The organism is Corynebacterium silvaticum (assembly GCF_004382825.2).
Lineage (GTDB): Bacteria > Actinomycetota > Actinomycetes > Mycobacteriales > Mycobacteriaceae > Corynebacterium > Corynebacterium silvaticum.
The window spans coordinates 243,393-265,797 of sequence record NZ_SDQO02000004.1 but is presented as its reverse complement, the minus strand read 5'-3'; the positions used below and the strand labels follow the sequence as shown (position 1 = coordinate 265,797).

General features: G+C 54.1%; 20 protein-coding genes. 16 read left to right on the top strand and 4 right to left on the bottom strand.

What is annotated here, in order from left to right; genetic code table 11:
* Positions 1-118: 118 nt before the first annotated feature.
* The 3 genes from ET810_RS11070 (at position 119) to ET810_RS13240 (ending at position 2,502) form a co-directional block, all read left to right on the top strand.
* The gene (locus tag ET810_RS11070) at positions 119-1,582 is read left to right on the top strand and encodes a S1C family serine protease (protein ID WP_134316045.1); all 1,464 of its coding nucleotides are present in this window, start codon (positions 119-121) and stop codon (positions 1,580-1,582) included.
* A gap of 98 nt (positions 1,583-1,680) precedes the next feature.
* Positions 1,681-2,280, top strand: a complete 600-nt coding sequence (locus ET810_RS11065; protein ID WP_087454854.1) for a MogA/MoaB family molybdenum cofactor biosynthesis protein — start codon at positions 1,681-1,683, stop codon at positions 2,278-2,280.
* Between the two features lie 15 nt (positions 2,281-2,295).
* Positions 2,296-2,502, top strand: a complete 207-nt coding sequence (locus ET810_RS13240; RefSeq protein ID WP_087453646.1) for a hypothetical protein — start codon at positions 2,296-2,298, stop codon at positions 2,500-2,502.
* A gap of 66 nt (positions 2,503-2,568) precedes the next feature.
* Here ET810_RS13240 and mscL read toward each other — a convergent pair whose 3' ends face one another.
* From mscL to ET810_RS11045, 3 genes are all read right to left on the bottom strand, one after another.
* The gene (gene mscL / locus ET810_RS11055) at positions 2,569-2,982 is read right to left on the bottom strand and encodes a large conductance mechanosensitive channel protein MscL (RefSeq protein WP_087453647.1); all 414 of its coding nucleotides are present in this window, start codon (positions 2,980-2,982) and stop codon (positions 2,569-2,571) included.
* An 84-nt stretch (positions 2,983-3,066) separates the two neighbouring features.
* The gene (locus ET810_RS11050; protein WP_134316044.1) at positions 3,067-3,819 is read right to left on the bottom strand and encodes a hypothetical protein; all 753 of its coding nucleotides are present in this window, start codon (positions 3,817-3,819) and stop codon (positions 3,067-3,069) included.
* 15 nt (positions 3,820-3,834) lie between these two features.
* The gene (locus ET810_RS11045) at positions 3,835-4,443 is read right to left on the bottom strand and encodes a 5-formyltetrahydrofolate cyclo-ligase (RefSeq protein ID WP_087453649.1); all 609 of its coding nucleotides are present in this window, start codon (positions 4,441-4,443) and stop codon (positions 3,835-3,837) included.
* A gap of 130 nt (positions 4,444-4,573) precedes the next feature.
* Here ET810_RS11045 and ET810_RS11040 point away from each other — a divergent pair, with 130 nt between their 5' ends.
* The 6 genes from ET810_RS11040 (at position 4,574) to ET810_RS11015 (ending at position 10,206) form a co-directional block, all read left to right on the top strand.
* On the top strand, positions 4,574-5,503 hold the full coding sequence (locus ET810_RS11040) for a UTP--glucose-1-phosphate uridylyltransferase (protein ID WP_087453650.1): 930 nt from the start codon (positions 4,574-4,576) through the stop codon (positions 5,501-5,503).
* Between the two features lie 253 nt (positions 5,504-5,756).
* Positions 5,757-7,022, top strand: coding sequence for a molybdotransferase-like divisome protein Glp (glp, locus tag ET810_RS11035; RefSeq protein ID WP_134316043.1), 1,266 nt, complete (start codon positions 5,757-5,759; stop codon positions 7,020-7,022).
* Positions 7,023-7,041: 19 nt separating this feature from the next.
* Entirely contained in the window at positions 7,042-7,761 is a 720-nt protein-coding gene (locus tag ET810_RS11030; protein ID WP_134316042.1) for a GNAT family N-acetyltransferase, read from the top strand.
* Between the two features lie 161 nt (positions 7,762-7,922).
* Complete coding sequence (gene sepX / locus ET810_RS11025; RefSeq protein ID WP_087453652.1) at positions 7,923-9,098, top strand: divisome protein SepX/GlpR; 1,176 nt, start codon at positions 7,923-7,925, stop codon at positions 9,096-9,098.
* A 24-nt stretch (positions 9,099-9,122) separates the two neighbouring features.
* The gene (locus ET810_RS11020) at positions 9,123-9,536 is read left to right on the top strand and encodes a DoxX family protein (protein ID WP_087453653.1); all 414 of its coding nucleotides are present in this window, start codon (positions 9,123-9,125) and stop codon (positions 9,534-9,536) included.
* The gene (locus tag ET810_RS11015; RefSeq protein ID WP_171483252.1) at positions 9,523-10,206 is read left to right on the top strand and encodes a zf-HC2 domain-containing protein; all 684 of its coding nucleotides are present in this window, start codon (positions 9,523-9,525) and stop codon (positions 10,204-10,206) included. The genes ET810_RS11020 and ET810_RS11015 overlap by 14 nt, the downstream gene beginning before the upstream one ends.
* Before the next feature lie 64 nt (positions 10,207-10,270).
* On the opposite strand, the gene ET810_RS11010 is transcribed toward ET810_RS11015, so the two are convergent.
* Positions 10,271-12,007: a dolichyl-phosphate-mannose--protein mannosyltransferase gene (locus ET810_RS11010; protein ID WP_134316064.1), complete on the bottom strand. Its 1,737-nt coding sequence runs from the start codon at positions 12,005-12,007 to the stop codon at positions 10,271-10,273.
* Between the two features lie 377 nt (positions 12,008-12,384).
* Between ET810_RS11010 and ET810_RS11005 the strand changes: the two genes are divergently transcribed.
* The 7 genes from ET810_RS11005 to rsmA all read left to right on the top strand — a co-directional run bounded on the left by ET810_RS11005 (position 12,385) and on the right by rsmA (position 22,404).
* Entirely contained in the window at positions 12,385-14,376 is a 1,992-nt protein-coding gene (locus ET810_RS11005) for a BCCT family transporter (protein ID WP_134316041.1), read from the top strand.
* A gap of 152 nt (positions 14,377-14,528) precedes the next feature.
* On the top strand, positions 14,529-16,034 hold the full coding sequence (locus ET810_RS11000) for a YkvI family membrane protein (RefSeq protein WP_134316040.1): 1,506 nt from the start codon (positions 14,529-14,531) through the stop codon (positions 16,032-16,034).
* Between the two features lie 147 nt (positions 16,035-16,181).
* Positions 16,182-17,087, top strand: a complete 906-nt coding sequence (rsmI, locus tag ET810_RS10995) for a 16S rRNA (cytidine(1402)-2'-O)-methyltransferase (RefSeq protein ID WP_087453657.1) — start codon at positions 16,182-16,184, stop codon at positions 17,085-17,087.
* A gap of 20 nt (positions 17,088-17,107) precedes the next feature.
* Positions 17,108-18,940: a methionine--tRNA ligase gene (metG, locus tag ET810_RS10990; RefSeq protein ID WP_134316039.1), complete on the top strand. Its 1,833-nt coding sequence runs from the start codon at positions 17,108-17,110 to the stop codon at positions 18,938-18,940.
* 67 nt (positions 18,941-19,007) lie between these two features.
* A complete protein-coding gene (locus tag ET810_RS10985) occupies positions 19,008-19,850 on the top strand; it encodes a TatD family hydrolase (RefSeq protein ID WP_087453659.1) in 843 nt (280 codons plus the stop codon).
* 338 nt (positions 19,851-20,188) lie between these two features.
* Positions 20,189-21,340: a resuscitation-promoting factor gene (locus ET810_RS10980; protein WP_087454856.1), complete on the top strand. Its 1,152-nt coding sequence runs from the start codon at positions 20,189-20,191 to the stop codon at positions 21,338-21,340.
* 191 nt (positions 21,341-21,531) lie between these two features.
* Positions 21,532-22,404, top strand: a complete 873-nt coding sequence (gene rsmA, locus ET810_RS10975) for a 16S rRNA (adenine(1518)-N(6)/adenine(1519)-N(6))-dimethyltransferase RsmA (RefSeq protein WP_087453660.1) — start codon at positions 21,532-21,534, stop codon at positions 22,402-22,404.
* The last annotated feature ends 1 nt before the right edge of the window (position 22,405 follow it).

Sequence of the window (22,405 nt, the reverse complement as noted above, 5' to 3'; positions counted from 1 at the left end):
GCTGCGATTCTCTTGGAAAACGGGGCGCATTTTCTCACAGCGAACTCGCAGACTTTCTAGATTCTTTCATCAGATGGGTACCAGATACAGCGCAGTTTATGGTTGCATAGTTATCACCATGACTAATCAATTTGGCACCGATAACACCAATAACTCTGGCAAGGATTCCCACGCTGCGGCGAACAATAGCGAGCAGAATCCGCAGACTGGGCAGACTAACAGCTATCAACACAATCCTTATGTTGGAGAAACTTCAGAGACTCCAACCTCTACGCATGAGACGCGAGAGTTTGATCGAGTCCAGAACCCTTATGCCGTGAACGCTTCTTCAGCTTCGGAGGAAGCTGCTGCACGTCAGTCCGTAGCTCAGGGCGTCGCAGCGCCGGCAGGGGACCCCACTCACGCCCAGGGTGCCCCGCAGTCGGCACCGCAACACATGCTGGGTGATGAACCACCGGTGACGGAGCAGCCTGCTAAGGAGAAAAAGAAAATCGGATTGGGTGCTGCAACCGCACTTGCGCTGGTTGCTGCAGTAGCCGCTGGTTCTATTACAGGCGTTTATACCTCCAAGTTGAGCACCGGAAGCTCCAAGTCGACGGTTGTTGAATCGCTGAAGCAACCCGTCGCCGATACAACAAATAAGACTGCTCCGGCAGGCTCGGTGCAATCGGTAGCTTCTAAGGTCTTGCCTTCCGTGGTATCGATCATGGTGACAACGGAGACGGGGTCGTCGGAAGGCTCCGGCTCGATCATCTCAGAAGACGGCTACGTTATGACGAACAACCACGTGGTGGCAGAGGCCAGCTCGGGACGCGCGAAGGTATCCGTGACCATGAATGATGGTTCTACTCATGACGCTGAATTTGTTGCCGGAGACCCCAACACGGACGTGGCAGTGATAAAAATTAAGGGTGTTTCGGGTCTTCCTGTGATGAATTTCGGCGATTCAAGCAAACTGCAGGTGGGGCAACAAGTTGTTGCGATTGGTTCCCCTCTCGGATTGTCAGCCACGGTGACCTCGGGCATTGTATCGGCTCTTAACCGCCCTGTGCGCGCTGGTGGATCTGAGACCGGGCAGTCTTCGCTTATCGACGCAGTCCAAACCGACGCCGCAATTAACCCAGGCAACTCCGGTGGCCCCCTCGTGGATTCTGATGGCAACCAGATCGGCGTGAACTCCATTATTGCTTCCTTGAGCCAGCGTCAGCCACAAGCAGGTGCGCCTCGGGCAGGGTCTATTGGTTTGGGCTTTGCTATCCCCTCTAATTTTGCGCGACGCGTTGCTGCACAGTTGATTGAGACGGGTAAGGCTACTCAGCCGATGATTGGTATCCAGCTGGTCTCTAACTCTGGAGTAAAGAGCGCCGTTATCGCGGATGTGACGGAAGGCGGTCCGGGAAGCAAAGCAGGACTAAAGCCCGGAGAGATCATTACTAAGATCAACGACCGCGTTGTGGATAATGCTGATGCTCTTATCGCAGCAGTGCGGAGTAGCGACTTCGGTTCCATGATTAAGCTGACCGTGGTTAATGAAAACGGCGAGAATCCGAGAACTGTAGACGTTACGCTGACGAGTGAGTAGTTTTAAAACAAGAAGTTACAAGAGAAAAACGCCTCACTTCTTTCCCCTTACAACGCCAGATATCTGCGTTGCGTGTTTTCGCTGTAAGAAAGGCCATGATGAGCACACCTATTGATGGAATCCCCACGCCCGAGCTCATTAATCGCGATATTTTAGATATTGGCGAGCCTGATGAGGAGTTTTTTCGTGCGCACGAGGCGGAAGAGGCAGTGCTTTTCGACGCTCCCCGTCGCGCTTTAATAGTCCTAGTCAGCGACCACACGATCAGCTCGGGTGAGGATACTGATCGACTTCTGACAGAGTTGCTCACTGAGGCTAGCTTTAGCGTCGATGGAGTAGTGGAGGTGAAATCAAAGGAATCGCAAATCCGCAAGGCTATTGAGACTGGGGTAGTCGGTGGCGTCGATTTGGTGCTCACCGTGGGCGGTACTGGAGTAGGGCCTCGGGACAGAACACCCGAAGCTACGCGGGATGTATTGGATCAAAATGTCCCGGGCGTTGCTCAGGCTTTGCGTTCCTCTGGTTTGGCTTGTGGTGCGGTGGATGCGTGTGTGTCTCGAGGCATCTCTGGTGTATCGGGTTCTACGGTGATTGTGAACCTTGCGCCTTCCCGCGCAGCTATTAGGGACGGCATGGCAACCTTGTCTCCGCTTGTTCACCACCTTATTGACCAGCTACGTAGCTATTCTGTTGATTAAGCGGAAGATTTAAAGATGACGGATAGGAAACGTCGGCGGGTTTTTAAAGAGTCCTCGGCTAAAGATTACGATAGGTCCGCGGACTCAGCTCCACAGGATCTCGGAAGAACCGGGAGCGCTGACGGCGAGCGTTTTGTGGCGTTGGACGGTGAGTCCACTCCGCCTAGCCGCACTGATCTAGCTTTTTGGAAAGAACAAATGCCGCCGCATTATGGGGCGTAATAATGACAATAAAAAGTGGAGCCAACCAGTTGAGGTTGGCTCCACTTTTATACGCTCTAGATATGTTTAGAGGGTACCGTTCTTCTGGTTTTTCAGGAGATCGCGGATTTCTTCAAGTAACTCTGCCTCGATGGATACAGGAGCGTCCTCTTCTTCCTGGATGCCCTTGCGCTTAGCGGCCATCTCGTTGAGCTTGTTCATAGGAGCAACGAGGATGAAGTACACAACCGCTGCGATGATGATGAAGTTAATTGCTGCGGTAATGACGGCGCCGAAGTCCAGGAAGGTGGCTGCGTTGCCGGAACGAATGTGGAAACCGAGACCGGAAACGTCTGCACCGCCGAGGGAAGCGATCAGAGGGTTGATCAGGTGGTTGGTAAAAGCGGTAACGATTGCGGTGAACGCGGTACCAATAACGACAGCGACTGCCAGCTCGACTACGTTTCCGCGGAGAATGAAGTCTTTAAAACCTTTGAGCATAATTCCTCTTTTCAAAAATTGACTCTGCTCAGGCTAATGGAAATACCGATAGTGTTCTAGCGCATATGCTTGATGGAAACTCTTTTACCCGGTTTGAGTTCGCGTTCCGGTGATAATAACTGACATAGGTTTTATTAATGCTGCTGCCGCGACTAGCTGGGCCTCAGGTTTGGGAAAAGCAATAAGAGCGCTGTGTTCAAGATGTGTTTGTTTGTTCGAGCCTGATTCGGGAACGAATATTACTAATCCACCTGCGGCGACTAGGGAAGTGGAGTCAGGTGTGGGGTCGGAGGTGATTAAGTCTACGCGGTCTCCTGGGTGCAATAACCGGCTGAGATTCGGCTGAGCGAGTCTGACAGGGACTAAGTTAAGTCCCTCTCCCTGGGCTCCAAGTGTGTTGTTTATCACGTTCGCAATGTCTTGGGCAGGTGGCAAAAAGTCGGTGTGCACTGCAATTGCACCGCGCGGACGTGCGGAAATGGCAACTCTCCGGGTGGTTTTCTCGGCCTCTGAGGAGAAAATCTTTGGGGGTGGCGTGGGTGCCTCGTGCGATGAGGAGGGATCGGATTGGTGGGAAACTTGTGTGTTCTCCACTGGAGTTAATGCGTTCTCGGGGAGGAAGCGCGTGGGAATGGAGATGGGCTGTAGATCTTTGTGCTCAATGAGATCGCCCAGATGAATATCCCGGCTGTATCGGAACACCGTTGTGTGAGGTTCATGGTGCTGACGCACTGTTATAACAGCGGCGAGCACGCAGAGGAAACCAGCAAAGAGACGGCGTAAAAGTATGCTTCGTCGAAAACTGGGGGTGCGCAATATCGTTAAGAAGGAAGTCATATCCTCTTGGACTGTTTATTGGTGGGCGCTGGTTCCTGAGGGGGTGATGGTGAAGTCGGTGCGTGCGTCGTGAGCTTCGTAGGGGATAGTGGGGTCTACCTCCGAATCGAAGAGGAGGAGAACCGTGGGAGTGCGGGAGCCTTCTAACGCTCGGTCGTAATAACCAGCGCCTTTGCCGATCCGTATCCCCTTGGGTGTGGCCCCGAGAGCTGGAACTACGATGAGGTCCAATGTGCGTAGCACATCGTGGCTATGGCGATACGGCCCCGCAGGCTCGGGAATGCCAAAAGCGCCGGGTCTAAGTGAGTTTGGATGAGTGTAGCGCCCCCACTCCAAGATCCCTTTAGGTCGGGAGACTGGTAGCCACAGTGACACTCCGAGATTAGAAAGAGCCGAGACTAGGCCAGCGCCGCCTGGTTCCTGGTGGTCTGCGCAGTAGGCAGCAATCTTCGTGGCGCCGAGCTTCTTTATTAAAGCGGTCAGCTGCTTCACGATTGCGTCGTTAAAGCTTGCCAGTTGTTGAGGCTGGAGTTGCTGGCGGGCGTGGGAGAGCTCCCGGCGTTTCTGCTGTTTTCGGGAGCTAAGCTCTTGTGCTTGATGGGCATCGAACTGTCCAGCTGACATGGGGTACATGCTAGCACAGGGACGTCGAAAAGCTACCCGTCTTCCGCAAAACCGTGAGAATGCAAAGAAACTTCTTTATCTCAGGTGGCGGAACTAGGGAGAGATCGGTGCCGGATGTACTCTTGTCTGCATGAAGCAGCCTCAAGAAGCTCAAGACAGTACGCGCGCCGCGGTGAAGACTGTCATCGTTCCTGCTGCTGGCATGGGAACGAGATTCCTTCCGGCCACAAAAACGGTTCCTAAAGAGCTGTTACCAGTGGTGGATACCCCAGGCATTGAACTGATTGCAGAAGAAGCAGCTCAGTTGGGTGCGACTCGACTCGCAGTGATTACGGCTCCTAATAAGCAGGAAGTGATGGAGTACTTTAAGCGATTCCCCGTGCTGGAAGAGACCCTGCAAAGCCGAGGGAAAACGGAACAATACGAGAAAGTTGTCCACGCCTCTGAACTTATTGAGCCAGTTTCCGTAGTGCAGGAAAAACCACTTGGCCTCGGGCATGCTGTCGGTATGGCGGAATCAGTCCTTGATCCGGATGAAGATGCCGTAGCAGTTATGCTTCCCGACGACCTCGTGCTCCCACGTGGCGTCGTGGAAAAGATGGTTGAAGTACGTGAACAACTAGGCGGATCTGTGTTGTGCGCCTTTGAGGTTCCGGAGGAAGAAGTCTATAACTACGGTGTCTTTGAGATTGGTGAGAGCGCATACGAGGGTCCTTATCACGTCAAAAAGGTCAAAGGCATGGTGGAGAAGCCTTCTGTAGACGAGGCCCCCTCAAACTTTGTGGCAACCGGTCGCTATCTACTCGACCGCGCTATTTTTGACGCTCTACGCAGGATTACACCGGGCGCCGGCGGCGAATTGCAGCTCACGGATGCGATTGATTTGCTTATCGACGAAGGCCACTCCGTGCATATCCTCGTACATGATGGAAAGCGCCATGACCTTGGCAACCCCGGGGGCTACATACCAGCTGTTGTTGATTTCGGCCTGAGCGATCCGGTGTATGGGCCACACTTAAAGAAGGTTCTCCGAAAGATTCTGGAAGAACACGGCGCATAACCTATCAGGTAAAGCCACGCTGTTGGTGGAAAACTGATTGCCCCAGTGAAGAATCGAATTGGGGCAATCAGTGCGACTTCTTAAGCCAGCGTCAACTAAAGTTGTAAGGATGTAAAAGAATATTCCGGCTAGCTTTGCGCTTCCACACTCAGATATGCTGAAACGCTACGTCTGCGGTAAAGAACGCACATAAGCGGGTTGACGGCCACATGGTATGGGTAATATTTGCAAGTCACGGTGCTAAGGAGTAGATGTGCGCACAGTTGAGCAGCAGCTAGCCCTCGTCACGGAGGCCGCAGTTGCGCCTGAGCCGGTGCGAATTGCTATCGCTGAGGCCTTAGGGCTCATGTGCGCTGAGGAAGTGCAAGCAACTCGGGCGCTACCCAACTTCAACCAAGCAGCTATCGACGGCTATGCGGTGCGTGCCGTGGACGTCGGTGGTGAGCGCGGCCTTGGCACGCCCCCAGAGCCCAGGCCAGTGCCCACGGAAACCTCCCTTCCTGTGGTGGGTGAAGTAGCCGCAGGATCGCAGCGCCCGCTACGCCTACAACCCAAACAGGCAGTGCGGGTGCATACAGGCGCACCGCTTCCCACGCTTTCAGATGCCGTGATTCCTCTGGAATGGACTGACCGCGGCCGGAAGCGGATGATCGCTAACCGACCCGTGCGTTCGGGGGAATTTGTACGCAAAGTGGGCGACGATATCCGCCCCGGAGACGTGGCAGTAAGCTCTGGTGATATCCTTGGGCCAGCCCATATCGGTCTTCTGGCTGCCGTGGGACGCTCTAAGGTGCTCGTTTATCCGCGTCCCCGCATGTCGGTTATTTCTGTGGGCCATGAACTCGTGGATATCGATAGAGAACCTAGCCTCGGCCAGGTCTTTGATGTCAACTCGTATGCACTTGCCGCCGCAGGCCGTGACGCAGGTGCCGACGTACACCGCGTCGGCATTGCGGCAGGGGAGCCTCGACGACTGCGCGACATCGTGGAATCCCACATGATGCGCAGCGAGATCATCGTGATCTCGGGTGCAGTCGGTGGATCCGGGGCAGAGGAAATACGCCGGGTTCTCAGCGACTTAGGCGATATTGATACAACGCGAGTGGCCATGCACCCGGGTTCTGTCCAGGGGTTTGGATTGCTCGGCGACCATCAAATTCCAGTATTCCTTTTGCCCAGTAATACCGTCTCTGCTCTCGTGATTTTTGAGATGTTTATCCGCCCAGTGGTGCGGTTGAGCCTAGGCAAGCGAAATGCCCAGCGTCGGACGGTGAAGGCACGTGCGCTGAATTATGTAGGCTCAAAGCTTGGGCGCAGAGGGTTCATCAGGGCACGTCTCATGCGTGACGCAGAAACACAAGATTACCTGGTAGAAGGCCTTGGTGGTGCCGATGGTACTCCGGCGCATCTGCTTGCAGGGTTGTCTGAGGCTAATGCCATGATCAAGATTCCAGAAGGCGCAGCCGACGTGAGGCCTGGCGATATCGTTGAAGTCATCTTTCTTTCCCAGAACCGCTAAGAAATAGCAGAACCTGCCCATGTCCTTTTTGCTTAACCGCTTTGGACGCCCGCACCGTCCAGCGCACGGCCCCGTCGACCCCGTACACCCCGGCTGGGGCGAATACACCGAGACTCTTGTACTTCCCGGCACTTCTGCGACTCAAGAAAAGTCGGTGCGGCTTCGACCATTGCAGCTTAGCGACGGCGCCGCCTGGCGTATGATGCGGCTTTCCGACCGAGAGATCCTTGAGCTGGTAGAACCTACCGTTGTGGACTCGTGGGAAACCGCGCATTCGTCGCGCATGTGGCGGAGGTTTTTCTTCTCTATAAAGCAGCTTGCAGATATGGGCAGCGCGGTACCTTTTGTGATCGACGTCGAAGGAAAATTTGTAGGGCAGCTTACGCTAGGCGGGATTCAGCACGGTGCTATTTCTGAATGCTGGATAGGCTACTGGGTTCACAGCTCCTCCTACGCAGGGCAAGGAATCGCCACTGCTGCATGCGGTTTGGGAGTGGATCACGCTTTTAAACGAGTGGGCCTGCATAGAGTGACAGCTACTTTTCTGCCGGAAAACGTGGCTTCCCGCAAAATTCTTGAGGCTAACGGTTTTAGGGAAGAAGGGTATCTGCAGCGCAACTTGCATATTTTTGGTGAGTGGCGCGATCACTTTCTTGTGGCGCTTACCAATGATGAATTTCACCAGGATGCGGTTACTCGCTTGATTCACAAGCGTGGTTACCGGCGTGCCTCCTCCTAGCGACCAGATAAAGCGATACTCTGAAAGACTACAAGTTGAACGTGGGCTTACTCTGATCTGCGATCATCACACTGGTCGCTCACTCTACCGTTGAGCATTGTGCGCAGGGCGGAGAATGGCCTATCGCTGCACATCGCCCAACTCATCGAAAGGCAAACCCCGTGTCCGGAACCGTGGTCATCGTCCTCATCGTCTTGGTGTGGTTGTTTGTGCTGGCACCGTGGCTGCTTCGCGGCCAAAAACCCATTAGAAAGGCCGGCGAGGCCTTCGACGACACCCGAGTGGTTTACGAGGGGGGAAGCGAAGAGCTGCAGAGGAGACGTCGTCCCCGCGTAAAATCTAGCGACGTGCGAGCGCATCACTTTGACTCCCACGAGGAGGAAGAAAAGTACGAACTCGTTCACGCGGATGACGTCGAGGATGTCTTGACCGACGAGCCCTCCGATAAAACGCTGGGTTCTATCTTTACTAACGCTGCCGGAAAATTTTCTTCCAAACAGAACAAGACTCATACAGCGATCGTGGACGATGAGTTGGTAAAAGAAATTCCAGCCGCAGACGATTCCTCTGTTGCAGTGCCGGCAGATGAGGCGGAAGAAGTCATAGAGGATACTGATGCTGCAGATGCCTTAGCCGGCGAAGCCGCAGAAACCTCTGAGATATTCGACGATGAGAACGAGCGCTACGAGATCGATGACTCCTATTATTCTCCCGACGATCTCATGTACCCGACGGAGACACCACAGTCTGCTCCCGTTGAGGTAGAGGATGAGGAGTACTTGCTCGTTGAGCACAATACTGCGGAGACTTTCGCGGATTCCGAGGACTACTTAGCAGCTGGTGATTCTGAGCTGACTGAGGAAGAGATACAGTTTGCTGCGCATAGAAGTGCTCGCGGTGGGTGGGATCCACAGGCTGACGCTTTGAAACGTGCCGATCTCTACCGGAGGCGTCGCCGCACCGTAGGCGGACTGGGAGTTGCCCTGGTATTGGCGTTGGTCCTTTCTATCTTAGTAGGAAGGTGGGCATGGGCCGCTACTGCTGTGGTTGTCGCGCTCGCTTCCTTCTACCTTTGGGCGTTGCGGCAGCAGGTCAGGGCTGAGCAACGATTGAGGCAGCGGCGTATCCGCCAGCTGCGTAGGGCTCGACTGGGTGTTCGTAACGTTGCAGACGAGGAGCTAGGGATACCTCACCGTCTGCGCCGCCCGGGGGCTGTTGTGCTAGAAATCGATGATGATAGCCCAGATTTTGAATTCCTTGAGAGCATTCGCTCGCCCCTCAATGATTCCGATCCTTCGGGACTCAATCATTATGAGCAACCGCGCCGTGTAGGCTAATTTCATCCCAAAGGCACTCTGGTAATGGATCAACCGATAGTTAGAGATATAGCTCTTTTATTGCTAAGACTCGTGCTAGGACTCGTTTTTGTAGCCCATGGCTTTGACAAGTTTTTTCGCACGGGGATTGTAGAGACAACAGGGCAATTTAGTGCGGCCGGGGTGCCGCAGCCTAAGCTATCTGCTTATCTCACCGCGGTCAGCGAACTGGTGGGCGGCTCACTATTGGTCGTGGGTATCTTGACCACTTTTGTGGCGGGTGCTCTGGCTTTGCTGGTATGCGCCGCTATGTATTTTGTGCATCTCACCGAGGGGCTCTTCGTAGCAAGTAACGGAATAGAATATCCGCTCGTCATGATCGTGGCGCTGCTCATGATCGTCGTTTTTGGAGCTGGCCGCGCAAGCCTTGATGGGGTTTTGACCCGTGCTGACCTGTGATCACGTGCAAGCGGCGTTGTCCGCTAGGCTCGACGGCGAGCCCACGGGGATCGACGATGATGTTATCGACGCGCATCTCTCTACGTGCTTGGAATGCCGTGCGTTCTATGAGGAAGCCGCCCGGTTTAACCGCTCGCTTACTTTTGGCGATGCCACGGAACGAGAAAGCGCCCCTGACTTATCTGAAGCCATTCTGGCCGGTGTGGAGCCTATGTGGCGGCAACAAGCCGCGACGAGAGCCTGGAACCTCGCTTTAGCGCGAGTGATCATGGTGCTCTTGGGCATAGGCTGGGCGGCATGGGCCATAGTTCTGCTCATCCAGTCGGGCTCACAAGCTGCCGACGCGCTAGGAAACGTAGACACTATGCATGAAAGGCTCTTGTCGGAGGCCGCCGCTACACGTTGTGCCTTAGCCTTCGGTCTTTTCTTTGCCGCATGGCAACCCCGTATTACGGGAGGGCTGCTGCCGTTATTCGGCGCCTTGTGGACTTTCAGTTTTGGCCTGGGCGCTAAAGAGCTAATACTCGGTGAGCTTTCGGGTTCTTCCGCGTTGCAGCTGGGGCTTCTTTTCTTGTCTGTGCTGTGTTTGCTGTGGTCATGGCTATCGCATAAGGGTTGGGCGATAGTCTCGCAGGGGATACGATCGCTCACGGCTTCGCCGCATTCCTAAACAAGACCACCCGTACTTGTGGCTATGAACTAGCCAGTAGGAGTACGGGTGGTCTTTTATTGTCTTATCGCCAGCTGTTTAGCCACATGAGCTGGTTAAAGTAGCTGTCAGAGATGCGGATTCCATAGATGATAGGGGAGAAATAGCAGAACATAGCCACGGCGAGGGCTAAGTAAAGAATTACTGTGAGTGACCCGACCGTGAGACGGGGGACGCCGATGCGTTGTAGTTTTCTCCACTGAAGTTCGGCGCCACGACCATAGAGCGTGCCCAGGGTGAGGGAAATGATAACGATGGTAAAAGGTACGAGCGCTGTGGCGTAGAAGAAATACATTTGCCGGTCATAGCTTGCCACCCATGGGAGGAATCCCGCTTGGAACGCCACAAAAGGAATGAGGAAGCGCAGATCTTTGTGGATCACCATGCGCCAGAGCGCCCAACATAAAACTGGCACTGTCAGCCACCAAATCGCAGGCGTGCCAAAGAGATAGATCATCCGGCGACATGTGTTTTCTCCGCACTGAATATTTGTGGAGGAGTAATACAAGATGGGGCGCGTTGCTGCGAGCCAGGACCACGGTTTGGAATCCCAAGGGTGGCTGTGTCCGTTGGACGTGGTGAGCGAGGCATGGAACACCAGGACACTCTGGTGGTAATACAACCACCCGGCGATGGCTTCAGGAAGCTGGTGCAACCAGCTTGACGTCTCGATGGTTCCGTCGGTAGCCGCGTGCCTGTACACAGAAGTTTCGGAGGCGAACCAGGCCCTCCAGCTCCACACGTAGAGTGCAATGGGCACTATGACCAGCGATAGGAAAGATGGGAGGGCGTCGAAAAGCGTAGCTTCGCTCCAGGGGTGACGCACTCCGTAGCGGCGGCGTCGAAAAGCATCGAGGATGACTATCATGACCCCAAAAAAGGCCATGTAATACAGGCCGGACCACTTTACTGATAGCGCACAGCCTAGGAAGACTCCTGCGGCGAAGCGCCACCAGCGAAACCCCGACCGGACTCCAGGTTCGGTGAGCAACCCCGCAGACCAGGCTTGATACATGCGATCTTCCATCTGTTGATGGTCACGGATCAGCGCCCAGGCGGCAGCCACAATAAATAAGACCTGGATGATGTCGAGCATCCCAAACCGAGAGGTGACAACGAGCACGCCGTCCACAACTGCAAGGAGGCCTGCGCAAAAAGCGACAAAAGGCGAGCTGCTCAGCCGGCGCGCAATCGCCATGGTGAGAAGTACCACAGCGGTGCCGCAGAGCGCCGGGACAAGACGCCAGCCCAGGGGCGAGTAACCAAAAAGCCATTCGCCGATAGCTATTAGTTGTTTTGCTAACGGAGGATGCACTACGAGTCCGTAACCGGGGTTCGATTCGATGCCACCGGTGATGGGGTTAATCCATGATTCCACTATGTCCCAGGCCTGCGGCACGTAGTGTTTCTCATCAAACACCGGGGTATGGGAAGCCGTGGCGGTTGTGATTCCCAGAAACCGAGTCAGCAAGGCTAGAGCGGCGATGATGAGGGTAGAGACCGTGTCGACCCTGCTCCAGCGATAGCTACGCGGCTGAGAGGGCGCGGGACAATGCGTAAATCTGCCGGAAAATTTAGCTTTTCGACGCCACTCCGGGGCCTGTGAATCAGCTGCTGTTACCGGATCGTCACACAGCACTCCTGCGGCAGCCGTGTCGTGTCTACAGCCCGTATCGTTGAGGGGAGGCATTCCTGATGGAGGATGCGGTGCTGTGGAGCTGCGATCGTCTGCATTATGTCTAGGAGAGGTCACGGGGGACATTCTATTGCGCATAGGTAACAGAACTAAAGGTCGCCTGCTCAATCTAGTCTGAGATTATGTCATGTTGATGACAACGAGATAGGGGGAATGCTGGTATGCGTTCCTCGGAGTTGTGCAGCGCACATATGCGAAAAGAACTATTGGGTGGTCCCCAAAAAACGACCGAGTTTTCCCGAAAAACGGGCTTTTCTTGACACAGCCTGGAATTGTTACCATTTTGTAATCTGCGAAAATGTCATAACCGCTGATTTTTGGGTGTCTTGCTGGGGCTTTGCAGGGGTATAGAGAGAGGCCGTTTGAGGCCTATCGTTCGCATAACACTGCGTATTACGGCCCTATGCATTTGATTCAAAAAATTTAACAGACATGATGGATATATGACCGATTCCGAACATTTTGATCCAAAGGATAGCGCGGCTGATCTTGGCAGCGCACAGGGTTCTGCGCGCACTTTGGCGCAGGGCGCTGATCCAGAGGAGACATCAGGTGCTTCGGCGGATCCCTCAGATTCATCCATCACTGCTGACTCTTCCGATAAAAACCACAATGCCACGAACTCCACAACAGATGCAGTGGGAAGCGGTAACGGAAAGGACCACGTGTCGAGCTCCGCAGGCGCGACTAGTGCAACCGCGCAGCTGGCAGCGATGATCTCAGGTGAAGGCAAAATCAGCGCAGCCTCGAACTTGCCAGAAGAGAAAATCACCTTTGAGGGAGAGGACTCTGAGGCCCGCATCGATTGGAAGGTCACCATCCCGGCCTTTGTCATCGTCCTTGCCGTGGTGCTGTGGGGCATCTTTGGCACCTCAAGCTTTTCCACCTTTGCCAGCAACGCGCTGAGCTTTGTCGTGAGCGACTTTGGCTGGGCATTTATTTTCTTCACCACGGTTTTCCTCGTTTTTGCCATAGTGATCGCCGTCAGCAACTTTGGCACGATCAAGCTAGGGCGTAACGATGAAGCCCCAGAATTCTCAACCGTTTCATGGATCGCCATGATGTTTGCGGCGGGTATGGGAATCGGTCTGATGTTCTACGGGGCTTCGGAGCCTTTGGGCAATTACCTCAACGGTGTTCCTAACCACGAGCCGCGCCACGTGGGGCACGCCATGAGTACCACGTTGCTGCACTGGACTTTGCATCCTTGGGCCATCTACGGCATTTTTGGTCTGGCGATTGCTTATAGCACGTTCCGACTAGGACGTCGACAGCTGCTGAGCTCCGCTTTCACCCCGTTGATTGGCGAAAAAGGTGCAAAGGGCTGGATCGGAAGAATCGTAGATATTTTGGCGATTATCGCCACTATCTTTGGTACCGCTTGTTCACTAGGAATTGGTGCTACGCAGATCAGCGCTGGTCTAGACGCCGCGGGCGTAATCACTAATCCCGGCATGAGCACCATTATTGCTATTGTCTCCGTGCTCGCCTTGGCGTATCTGCTCTCCGCTATGTCTGGCGTGGGCAAGGGAATTCAATATATCTCCAACGCAAACATGGTGTTGGCGGCTTTGGTAGCTCTCTTTGTGTTCGTGCTCGGCCCGACTGTCACGATTCTGAACCTTATCCCTGGTTCCATTGGCGCATACCTGTCTAACTTCTTTGAGATGATCGGGCGCACCGCGGAATCTGCGGACGGCACAGCTGGTGAGTGGCTAGGATCCTGGACCATCTTCTATTGGTCCTGGTGGATCTCCTGGAGTCCGTTTGTGGGAATGTTCTTGGCTCGTATTTCTCGGGGACGCACGATTCGTGAGTTCATCTTTGGCGTCACGCTCATCCCTTCCGCGGTGTCCGTCGTCTGGTTTGCCATTTTTGGTGGCACTGCTATCCATATGGAGCAGCAGGGCAAGTCCATCTACGGTGACGGCTCTGCCGAGTATCAGCTTTTTGATCTGTTGCATTCTCTTCCTGGTGGTCAGATCGCCGGGATCATCGCAGTGATGTTGCTGGCAACTTTCTTTATTACGTCTGCGGATTCTGCCTCCACTGTGATGGGATCCATGAGCCAGAGCGGTCAGACCGATGCTAATAAGTATGTCTCTGCTGGCTGGGGCATCTTGGTTGCATTGATCGGAATGACTATGTTGATCACCGGCGGCGACGATGTGTTGAGCAATCTGCAAAACATTACGATCATTACTGCTAGCCCATTCCTGATCGTCATCGTGTTGCTTATGTTCGCGATACTTAAAGACCTGCGAAACGATGAAATTTACCTTGATTACCGTGAACAGCAGCGGTTTGCTTCGCGTCTTGCCCGCGAGCGTCGAATTCACCTTGAGCATGAGAAGAAGCGACGTGCACAGGTAAAGCGCAAGGTGCGCCACGATAAAAAACGCACATCAGCTGCCAAGTCCCCCAAAACATCATAAGAACCATTACTAGGAGGCGGCGTGGACTAACGGGTTCGCCGCCTCCCACACCTGCGCGCACATAAGGTGCCGCACTAAGAATGTATTTCCGATACTCGTGCACCATGTGAGCGGAAATTTTTATCATTGTTGAAAGGAATGAGCACTTCACCATGCTCAAAAAATCAATCACCATCGCTATGGCTTTTGTCGGCATCGTCATCGGTGCTGGATTTGCCACAGGACAGGAAGTACTCCAGTACTTTGTGGCCTTTGGAACGATGGGCATTATAGGTGCTGCACTCGCTGGCCTGATCATGGCGTTGACTGGCATGGCCTCTATCCAGCTGGGTAGTTACTTCCTTGCTAACGACCACGGCTCGGTTCTCACGAGCATTTCGCACCCTATTATCGCCCGTATCCTCGATATTTCGGTGCTTATTACGCTGTTTGCCACAGGCGTGGTGATGTTTGCAGGTTCGGGTTCAAACCTCAATCAGCAGTTTGGCCTGCCCATCTGGGTGGGAACCGTGCTGATGTTGGTATTGGTGCTGCTAGCTGGGCTTCTCGACGTTGACAAGATCACCAACGTCATCGGCGCGATTACCCCGTTGATTATTATCTTTGCGGGCATTGCCATCGTGTACGCACTGGCCACTAGCGACGCCGATACGGAGTCACTCAATGCGGCTGCTTCCACCATTAATGGCGCTACGCCGCACTGGACCTTGTCTGCTTTGAACTACGTCGGCCTAGCCCTCATGATGGGCGTCTCCATGGCCATCATCATTGGTGGCAATAGCTTTGACACCCATGCTGCCGGTCTTGGCGGCCTGCTCGGCGGTCTGGTCTTTGGAGTTATGCTGACGTTCGCTGCGCTGGCGCTGTTCCGTTCCGCCGATAAGGTTGCAGGTGACGACGTTCCTATGCTCACCATCGTCAACGAGATCCATCCGATCCTGGGCACGATTATGTCCTTCATCATCATCGGCATGATCTTTAACACCACGCTGGGCTTGTTCTATGCCTTTGCCAAACGACTCACGGCTACCAAGCAGAAGCGCTTCTACTTGTTCTATGTGTTGTCCTGCCTCGTCGGCTTCGGCATGTCCTTCCTAGGCTTTAAAAAGTTGGTTGGTTTGGTATATCCCACGCTCGGATACCTAGGAATTCTTCTTGTGGTTGTTGTTGCCGGCGCATGGATACGAGGTTTTGCCAAGATTCGTGAGGAACGTGAGCGTCGCGAGAAAATTCATGATCTATTCCGTAGGAAGATGGATCCGACTCAACGATTCAGTTCCAAGCAGGCTCGTTTGCTTGATCGCTACACCACCGAGTCCAATCTGGAACGAGAAGAACTCACAGAGAGCCTTCGTGATGAATTTGTGGATGAAGCCACGCAAGATTCCGAGGCGTCCGCAGAGAAACTGTTCGAGGAGAATAGCGAGTTTTCTTATCAACCAGTGGAGTTCACAGAATCCACCATTAGCGTTGAAGAAAGCACTCTGGGATTGCCGTCGCACGCTCGTCCTATGAGCGAGCTGGAAGACCTGAGTACTTTCCAGGAGCCAGAGCAGGAAAACGCTGAAGACGGAAAGTCGCACGCAGAAGCTCCTGTAGAAACACCCCAGGAGAAGCCAGAAACTAATACTCCGAAAACAACGTTGCCCATTGTATAAAAGCACAGCGCGTTGTAGAACAAGCAGGAGATAACGGCCTCATCTGATCGTCATGGACGAGATCAGATGAGGCCGTTGCCATGCGTGCAGGGAGTGCCTCAGTAGGAAGAAGCAGAAAAGTTTGTGGTGTGTGCGAGACTAGGAAGCATGAGTATTGAGGAACCGACTTCTCAGAGTGCGTCGAGTGCGTCAGCTGTATGGGAAGCTCTAGCACCGTTACCCCGCGGGATCATTGTGGTGGCTACTCCGCTGGGAAACATTGGGGATGCCTCATTTCGGCTTATTCAGGCGTTGGCTCAGGCCGATGTGATTGCGGCAGAAGATACCCGACGGACCCGGGCGTTAGCGGCGGCACTCGGAGTGGAGATCACTGGCAAAGTCGTGAGCAATTTTGACCACAACGAGTCCGACCGCGCTCAGTACCTTGTGGATCTAGCCCGGACGCAATCAGTAGTAGTGGTCACTGATGCGGGCATGCCTATCGTCTCAGATCCTGGTTTTCCTGTCGTGGAAGCAGCGCATGAGGCGGGGGTTCCGGTGACGTGTTTCCCGGGACCTTCGGCTGTTCCTACGGCATTAGCGTTGTCGGGGCTGCACGTAGGTCACTTTGCTTTTGATGGTTTTGCCCCACGCAAGCAAGGGCAAAGAAAAGCCTGGTTAGAGTCGCTGAAAAACGAAAAGCGATCGGTGTGTTTCTTTGAGTCCCCGCATCGCATCGCAGACACTCTCGCCGCTGCAGCAGAGATCCTTGGCGACGATCGTCGTGCAGCAGTGACACGAGAGCTGACTAAAACATATGAGGAAGTAAAAAGAGGTGGGCTAGGGGAGCTTGCGCAGTGGGCTAGCGCTGGTGTGAAGGGAGAAATCAGCGTTGTTATTGAAGGGGCGCGGCAGAAAGAGGTAACGGATGTTCGTGAGATCATAGACCTCGTAGAAAGTCTTGTTAGTGCAGGTAAACGGCTAAAAGAAGCAAGTGCAACCGTGGCGCAGGAGCATGGTGTGAGCAAGAAAGAACTCTATGATGCGGTCCTCGAATCACGCGGACGGGCATAGATAAATTAAGGTAAGTAACCATGACTAACCGTGTGCTCGTTTCTGTTGCTTGGCCTTATGCCAATGGACCTCGCCACATTGGACATGTGGCAGGGTTTGGTGTCCCTTCGGACGTTTTTGCTCGTTATCAGCGAATGTCCGGCGCGGATGTTCTCATGGTCTCGGGCACGGATGAGCACGGTACACCACTTTTGGTGCAGGCAGACAAAGAAGGAGTGTCTGTCAAAGAACTCGCTGATCGGTATAACCGACAGATTGTTGAAGACCTTGCGGGCCTGGGTCTGTCTTATGACCTCTTTACCCGCACCACCACACGGAATCATTACGCGGTTGTTCAGGAACTCTTTAAAGGACTCTATGGGAACGGCTACATGATCAAAGAGACCACCATGGGTGCGGTTTCTCCTTCTACTGGGCGTACGCTTCCTGATCGCTACATTGAGGGAACCTGTCCTATCTGTGGTGCAGACGGGGCACGCGGAGACCAGTGCGATAATTGCGGCAACCAACTGGACCCCGCAGATTTGATTAATCCGGTCTCCAAGATCAATGGTGAGACACCACAGTTTATCGAGACTGAGCACTTCCTTCTTGATCTTCCTGCGTTGGCAGATGCCCTGGCTGATTGGCTTAAAGAGCGTCAAGATTGGCGCCCGAACGTTCTCAAATTCTCATTGAACCTCTTGGAAGATCTACGTCCGCGAGCCATGAGCCGTGACATCGACTGGGGAATTCCTATCCCGGTGGAAGGATGGGAGGACAACGGCGCTAAGAAGCTCTATGTGTGGTTCGACGCGGTTGTCGGCTACCTATCTGCGTCGATTGAATGGGCTTATCGCACTGGAAATCCAGATGCGTGGAAGGCATGGTGGACTGATCCAGCAGCCTCAAGCTATTACTTCATGGGCAAAGACAACATCACTTTCCATTCCCAGATCTGGCCGGCTGAGCTTCTGGGATATCAAGGAAAGGGCGCAAGGGCCGGTAAGGTGCATGCTTTCGGGGAGCTTAACCTTCCTACGGAAGTGGTGTCTTCCGAGTTCCTCACCATGTCTGGCTCTAAGTTCTCCTCTTCTAAAGGCATTGTCATTTATGTCAAGGACTTCCTGAAAGAGTTTGGACCGGATCCGCTGAGGTATTTCATTGCTGTTGCGGGTCCAGAGAATAACGACACTGACTTCACATGGGACGAGTTTGTTCGCCGCGTCAACAACGAGCTAGCTAATGGCTGGGGCAACCTTGTTAACCGCACTGTTTCCATGGCCCATAAGAACTTCGGAGAGGTCCCAACCCCAGGTGAGCTGAGCGAGTCGGATCAACGGATCCTTAATCTTTCTGCTGAAGCCTTCGAGATCGTTGGGGAAGCACTCGCGCACTCGCGTTTCAAGCAGGGAATTACTCATGCGATGCATGTGGTGGGTGAGGCGAATGCCTATATTGCAGAACAAGAACCGTGGAAGCTGGCTAAAGATGAAACTCAGCGCGAGCGCCTAGCCACTGTTTTGTGGACAGCGCTGCAGGTGGTTTCAGACTGCAACGTGCTGTTGACCCCTTATCTGCCGCATATTTCCCAGCAGGTGCACGAGACATTGGGCCGCGACGGTGTGTGGGCAGCAAAGCCGCACATCGTAGAGGTCACCGATGACATGCCAGTGAAACCTGTTGGCGTGGGCATTCCTGCTAGCGGACAAACATATCCCGTGATTATGGGCGATTATGCGTCGCAACAAGCACAGTGGGCGCGCGTCGATGCCGTCCCAGGAACCGCGTTGCCTAAGCCGAAGCTGCTGATCGCTAAGTTGGATCCAGAGCTAGGAGAGACCGGCCCAGAATGGGCGCCGATCGCTCACTAGGCCAGTAAAGGCGCTCACCATTCGCAGAACCGCGGAAGGTGGGCGCCTTCGTCGTAGACTAGTGCGCATGGCTAAAAAGAAACCTCGTCCAATACCCGTTCCGGTGGAAGGCCTTGAGGGGCTTATCGACGCCCACACGCACCTTGCTTCCTGCGGAGCGCGCACGCCTGAGGAGGTCGATGCGATTGTGGCTCGGGCGGTGGCTGGTGGCGTCGATAAGCTATGTACCGTGGGGGATGGGCTCGCGGAGGCCGAGTTGGCGTTGAGCGCTGCGCAGTCGCATGCGCGAGTGTTTGCTGCCTGTGCGATTCATCCGACCCGCGCCAATGAACTGGATGCGGCGGCGCGCGAGCGCCTTACCCAGATGGCACAGGATCCTCGGTGCGTAGCAATTGGGGAAACTGGGATTGACACGTATTGGATAACCCATGCGTCTGAGACCACGGCAAGTCTGGAAGTACAAGAAGAGGCGTTGCGTTGGCATATTGATCTTGCGGTTTCCAGCGGTAAGGCGTTGATGATCCATAATCGGGAAGGCGATGAGGAATTGCTGCGCATCCTTGCAGACGCGCCCACTCCACACGAGACCATCTTGCATTGTTTTTCTTCGCCGCTTGCCGTGGCGCAGGAAGCAGTAGACCGGGGTTATGTTTTAAGTTTTGCGGGAAACCTGACGTTTAAACGAAACGATGAATTACGAGAAGCTGTACGACGCGCACCGTTATCGCAGATTCTCATTGAAACGGACGCGCCCTATATGACGCCAGAGCCTTTCCGAGGGGCGCGGAATGAGTCTGCGCTCATCGGGCATACGGCGCTATGTGCTGCGCAGACCAAAAACCTGAGTGTGGAGGACTTTGCGGCCGGGGTGCGGGAGACTTTCCACCGTGTCTATGGAATCCCCTCCTAGTGAGGTGCAGAACATAGCGGTGGCTTTTAAGTGAGCTAGATCTTCTGATATGGCGGGTATTGGGGTATCGATGGGGGAGGTGTGAACTATGTGGTTTGATTTTTGTGAGTTGAATCAACTAGTTCACACTTTTTTGTTGCTTTAGTTCGACAAGCTGCGTTTGTTACCGTATTGTTATTTTTCGTGTGTTGGATCGATGCTGACTGAAACGTCGCCCGATCGATGGTGCTTCGCCCCCGATGGAAAATTTCCATGCGCGTACAAAGCGTGCGGAGTACTACGCAAAGCCGGCTATGGCTGGTGCGAAATGTCGTCGAAAAGCAAAGAGAAGTGAACACGTGGGAACCCGCCAAAAGTCGAGAATTAATCGAGTCAATTCTTCGAGATCCATTCCGCTGCGCCTAGCAACGGGTGGTGTTCTGGCCTCCCTGGCAGTGGGGGGTGTCGCCGTCACTCAGGTGAAGAAGGACATCACCGTTGATGTCAATGGCGAACAGCTTTCTCTTGCCACCATGTCTGGAACGGTAGAAGAGGCGCTGGCTAAAGCCGGCGTAACCGTTGGAGACAAGGACATCGTTTATCCAGGGTTGACTGAGAAGATCAGCAATCAGGACACGATTAAGGTTCGGACGTCCAAGCAGGTCTCGGTGGCCATTGACGGCGTGGAAAAGAACCTCACCACAAACGCGACTACCGTCGAAGAGCTCTTTGAACAGCTGGACGGAGTCAATGCCGCCCTATCTTCTGCCACGCTGAACATGGACAAGGACTCCAAGATCCCTCGCGAGGGGTTGGCCCTTGACGTGGTGACCCCAAAGATCATCTCTGTGACAGAGGCAGGGAAAACGGTCTTTACTCAGATCGCGGCGGCAACCGTCAAAGACGTTCTCACAGAACGCGGCATCAAGGTTGATAACGATGACATCGTGACTCCAGCCTTGGACGCGCCCGTGACTAAAAACATGGACGTCAAAATTGACCGCGTAGATATCCAAGAAGTCGTAGCCAATGAGCCTTTCGGCGAGACTGCGAACTACGTCGAAGATGCCGAACTTCCAGAAGGGGAGGAAGCTGAGGTTTCTGCGGGAACACCGGGCGAGCGCACCGTGACCCGCAAAGTGACCAAGATCAATGGTGAGGAAACCGCCAACGAAGTCATAGATGAAAAGATCATTACCCCAGCTGTCGCAGCGACCGTTAAGCGGGGCACCAAGAAGGCAGCTTCCGCTCCTGAAGTAGCTAATGGTTCGGTGTGGGACCAGCTTGCGCAATGTGAATCCACCGGTAACTGGGCCATCAACACGGGAAACGGATTCTCTGGCGGGCTTCAGTTCACTGACTCCACATGGGCCGGTTTTGGTGGTACGGCTTATGCGCCGCGCGCACATCTTGCTACCCGTGAACAGCAGATTGCCGTTGCACAAAAAGTGCAGGCTGCTCAGGGCTGGGGTGCATGGCCTGCCTGCACTTCCAAGATGGGTCTGCGCTAAGGTAGAAAAATAGATTTTACAACGTGCACGCCACTGTGCGATTCAACGTCGTCGGTTTAGTCTTCTGATGAGAAGAACGAACCGGCGGCGTTGGTGTGTTTTCACTGGCGCGGTTTTCGCAGCAAGCGTATGCCTTGCATACAGGGAGTATTTTCCTGTGATCAAACATCGGAAGGTAAGATTGTAGGACCATGGGAGAAAACGATCACGCGCGCCTTCTCGGCCCCGCTGAAATTAGGCACTTGGCAGAGAAGCTTGATGTCACACCAACAAAAAAATTGGGGCAGAACTTTGTTCATGACCCCAATACTGTTCGGATGATCGTTTCTGCGGCGGATCTTACTGCCGATGACCACGTTGTAGAGATCGGGCCCGGCCTAGGGTCTTTGACCTTGGCATTACTCGACACTGCACGCTCTGTGACCGCCGTGGAGATAGATCCGCGCTTGGCAGAACAACTTCCGATAACCGTGGCAGAACGCGCCCCAATGTTCGCAGACCGCCTTACCCTAATGCACAAAGACGCTTTACAGATAACACCGGAAGAGATCGATCAGCCTACAGCTTTGGTGGCAAATCTTCCTTATAACGTATCTGTACCGGTGCTGCTACATTTCTTGCAGATTTTCCCATCGATTCAGCGCGTATTAGTGATGGTTCAAGCTGAGGTCGCCGATCGTCTCGCAGCACAACCCGGCACCAAGGTGTATGGCGTTCCTAGCGTGAAAGCATCGTTCTATGGTGCTGTGCGGCGCGCCGGTTCGATCGGAAAAAATGTTTTTTGGCCGGCTCCCAAAATCGAATCCGGACTCGTGCGCATTGACGTTTTTTCTCAGGACGAGCAGCCCTGGCCAGTCGGCGATGAACTGCGCTCGCAGGTCTTCCCGCTTATCGACGCCGCCTTCGCACAGCGTCGCAAGACTCTGCGGGCGGCACTCAGCGGGTATTACGGATCCGGAGTTGCGGCAGAAGAAGCCCTCCTAGGCGCTGGGATTGACCCGACTCTGCGAGGAGAGAAGCTCGATGTAGCCGATTTCGTTCGCCTAGCGCAGCGCCGAGGGTAAG

Excerpts from the sequence above, each read along its gene's own strand:
- ET810_RS11070 (WP_134316045.1), top strand. The coding sequence starts at position 119 with ATGACTAATCAATTTGGCACCGATAACACCAATAACTCTGGCAAGGAT.
- ET810_RS11065 (WP_087454854.1), top strand. The coding sequence starts at position 1,681 with ATGAGCACACCTATTGATGGAATCCCCACGCCCGAGCTCATTAATCGC.
- ET810_RS13240 (WP_087453646.1), top strand. The coding sequence starts at position 2,296 with ATGACGGATAGGAAACGTCGGCGGGTTTTTAAAGAGTCCTCGGCTAAA.
- mscL (WP_087453647.1), bottom strand. The coding sequence starts at position 2,982 with ATGCTCAAAGGTTTTAAAGACTTCATTCTCCGCGGAAACGTAGTCGAG.
- ET810_RS11050 (WP_134316044.1), bottom strand. The coding sequence starts at position 3,819 with ATGACTTCCTTCTTAACGATATTGCGCACCCCCAGTTTTCGACGAAGC.
- ET810_RS11045 (WP_087453649.1), bottom strand. The coding sequence starts at position 4,443 with ATGTCAGCTGGACAGTTCGATGCCCATCAAGCACAAGAGCTTAGCTCC.
- ET810_RS11040 (WP_087453650.1), top strand. The coding sequence starts at position 4,574 with ATGAAGCAGCCTCAAGAAGCTCAAGACAGTACGCGCGCCGCGGTGAAG.
- ET810_RS11030 (WP_134316042.1), top strand. The coding sequence starts at position 7,042 with ATGTCCTTTTTGCTTAACCGCTTTGGACGCCCGCACCGTCCAGCGCAC.
- ET810_RS11020 (WP_087453653.1), top strand. The coding sequence starts at position 9,123 with ATGGATCAACCGATAGTTAGAGATATAGCTCTTTTATTGCTAAGACTC.
- ET810_RS11010 (WP_134316064.1), bottom strand. The coding sequence starts at position 12,007 with ATGTCCCCCGTGACCTCTCCTAGACATAATGCAGACGATCGCAGCTCC.
- ET810_RS11005 (WP_134316041.1), top strand. The coding sequence starts at position 12,385 with ATGACCGATTCCGAACATTTTGATCCAAAGGATAGCGCGGCTGATCTT.
- ET810_RS11000 (WP_134316040.1), top strand. The coding sequence starts at position 14,529 with ATGCTCAAAAAATCAATCACCATCGCTATGGCTTTTGTCGGCATCGTC.
- rsmI (WP_087453657.1), top strand. The coding sequence starts at position 16,182 with ATGAGTATTGAGGAACCGACTTCTCAGAGTGCGTCGAGTGCGTCAGCT.
- metG (WP_134316039.1), top strand. The coding sequence starts at position 17,108 with ATGACTAACCGTGTGCTCGTTTCTGTTGCTTGGCCTTATGCCAATGGA.
- ET810_RS10985 (WP_087453659.1), top strand. The coding sequence starts at position 19,008 with ATGGCTAAAAAGAAACCTCGTCCAATACCCGTTCCGGTGGAAGGCCTT.
- rsmA (WP_087453660.1), top strand. The coding sequence starts at position 21,532 with ATGGGAGAAAACGATCACGCGCGCCTTCTCGGCCCCGCTGAAATTAGG.